This is a genomic window from Tunicatimonas sp., assembly GCF_049647865.1.
GTDB lineage: Bacteria > Bacteroidota > Bacteroidia > Cytophagales > Cyclobacteriaceae > Tunicatimonas.
The window spans coordinates 1-2335 of the sequence record NZ_JBARYM010000130.1 but is presented as its reverse complement, the minus strand read 5'-3'; the positions used below and the strand labels follow the sequence as shown (position 1 = coordinate 2335).

Sequence of the window (2335 nt, the reverse complement as noted above, 5' to 3'; positions counted from 1 at the left end):
TTGAGACGATTGAAGGGGATAATTTTATTATCTTGAGTGAGAACATAACAACCATAATATGCAAACAATCACCTTACCACACAGCGATCTTACTATCACTCGAATGACCTTCGGGGCCTGGGCAATTGTGGGAGGCTTCAACTGGGGACATCAAGAGGAAAAAGATTCACTAGATGCCCTACGCGAAGTAGGGCTTTCTTATAAAAAGCCAATCTGCTTCAGGGAGGCCAACAGATAGGTAAAATCATCCTGAAAGCGTTCTATTTGAGCGGTCATATTCTTTGGTTTACATTTCTGTAGCAGTTTAATAACTAGAGTTCGGAAACCAGCAAGTACTCGCGAGAGTGGGTTTTTAGTAGTTCTCAGATTGTCTTCCCTAAGAGTAACATCACGTATGTGGTTGTTGGTTTCTACGCTCCAGTGCTGGCGCACGGCCACAAAGAGTTGCTTTCCCTGCTCAATAGGGGCATTAGATAAGAACCAGGCTGTTTCTTGACTTTGTTGACCAGTTTTGAGTATCAAGCGGTTTCGCTCCACTTTCACCAAAGCAGTAAAGTTGCATTCATTCCAACGTGCATCAAAATATTGCTCTTTGACATCATAAACACGATAATCTCGCTGGTCTACGCGTCCGTGCCCTTTTTCTACAGTTTGTGCTTTTTGTTCAACGGGTAAGTACTGGGCTACGCGTTGTAGTTCGCCACTGAGTTCTTCCTGATTTCCTTTTAGGGCTACCAAGAACCAGCCGCCCGCCTGGGCAATGGGGGCAAGCGTAGTGGGGTCTAAATGCAGAGCATCCATACTAATACATTGATCAAGCAGCTTGTTTTGTGCTAATAGCGCCCGCAAAGTGGGCTTCTCGCTCTCCTTTCTTCCATTGTAGAAAGCTTGGGCCGCCACCGAGCGTTCCACATGATCCACTATCTGCACTACCGCCTCCCCGCGCTTGTCCCCCAGGGCAATGCTACCGCGCAGTTCTTTACCATCGGCGGCAAACCATTTTTTCTGTTCAACTGACAGATTTACCCCGTAATAAGAGAATAACAATTTCTCAAAGACGCTCAGGTTCACTTTTTGTAGCACCAAAGGCAAATGAGCACGAGAAACTACTGGACATTTTTCAATTTCCAGAAAGGTGCACAACGTCTGATGAGTATGCTGCATACCTCGATGAATACTGGATAAGCTGCCGTCCTTACCGCGCAACAGGCTCAAAGTTAACCCCAGAAGTATCAGAGGCAAATCGTGGATTTTGCCTCGTTGATCACGTAAATCTAAATCGGGTGACACTTGCAGTGCTTGGTAGAATGTAGTATTTTGGCTAATGGGGTGAATGGGCATCAGGCTTCTTTTTTTAGTTCGCAAAACCGAAAATACGAAGTTGGCTCATTTGCCCTATCTTTTATAAGAAAGCCATATATACCTAGTAAGCTGATTGATTATGTTCGCAGCATTTAGTATATTTAGGTATAATGTTTAATGCAAATGAAGTATGGCCAATTTACATTTAGTCGTTAACGAAGAAATCAAACAGCAGGTGAGAGTGATTGCGAAAGCGCACGGTATGAATCTTAGTACTCTGGTAGAAGCCTACTTTGTGAAACTAGTACGAGAGCAGTGAGGTATTGAACTCTCGCCGGAGCTTTTGAACGTAGGACCGCTCCGAACTCCGACCAGTGATGATAAAGCGCGTCAATCTTACTTAGATAAAAAATATGGAACCCGGGTATCCTCATCGTTACAGCTTCTGAAAAACGTAACAGCCACAGTGTCTAAAGAACCAACAAATTCTAGCGTATGATGAATATGATTTTAGACTCGAACGTGGTCTATGACTATATCGGCCAGCGTCATCCACACTATGATTATGCGGTAACGCTACTGAGCTTAAGCTTACAATGAAAATGCGTTTATCCACTTTAGTGCTGTATTGCACGGCGACCAGCGATCCGACCAGCAGATTACACACCTTGTCACCCGAAATGAAAAAGACTTTCAAGAAAGTGAATTAACAGTGGTGTCTCCCTTAGAAACGATTGATCTGCTTACCAGATCAACGTAGAATTTTTTTTGGAATCAGCTTCCGTTAACTTTTCGTAGCGAGTTCGCAATAGAGCCCCCCCCAGTGGAACGGCTTACAATAAAGTTCGAAATTTGAGCCTTATACATAAATTCTACGCAATAATCTTGTGCCTATTAGGCATAAACTACCACTAAAAATTTAAATATTTCGGCGACAGAATCGTGAAAATATTCGAGTTTGATCCTGGTACTATGCAACAATCAAACAACTCGAATTCTATCCGAAATGATGTGATGTTCTTTAGTAAAACAC

At 43.2% G+C, this 2335-nt stretch carries 3 protein-coding genes; 2 read left to right on the top strand and 1 reads right to left on the bottom strand.

Annotation, left to right across the window (positions count from 1 at the left end):
- The first annotated feature begins 58 nt into the window (after positions 1-58).
- Positions 59-238 carry a hypothetical protein gene (locus tag WBA23_RS04170; RefSeq protein WP_424580989.1) on the top strand — a complete coding sequence of 60 codons (180 nt, stop codon included), beginning with the start codon at positions 59-61 and terminating at the stop codon, positions 236-238.
- Here WBA23_RS04170 and WBA23_RS04165 read toward each other — a convergent pair.
- Complete coding sequence (locus WBA23_RS04165) at positions 199-1365, bottom strand: ISAs1 family transposase (RefSeq protein WP_424580988.1); 1167 nt, start codon at positions 1363-1365, stop codon at positions 199-201. The genes WBA23_RS04170 and WBA23_RS04165 overlap by 40 nt on opposite strands.
- Before the next feature lie 127 nt (positions 1366-1492).
- Between WBA23_RS04165 and WBA23_RS04160 the strand changes: the two genes are divergently transcribed.
- Positions 1493-1621, top strand: a complete 129-nt coding sequence (locus WBA23_RS04160; RefSeq protein WP_424580987.1) for a hypothetical protein — start codon at positions 1493-1495, stop codon at positions 1619-1621.
- Positions 1622-2335 lie beyond the last annotated feature (714 nt).

Excerpts from the sequence above, each read along its gene's own strand:
- WBA23_RS04170 (WP_424580989.1), top strand. The coding sequence starts at position 59 with ATGCAAACAATCACCTTACCACACAGCGATCTTACTATCACTCGAATG.
- WBA23_RS04160 (WP_424580987.1), top strand. The coding sequence starts at position 1,493 with ATGGCCAATTTACATTTAGTCGTTAACGAAGAAATCAAACAGCAGGTG.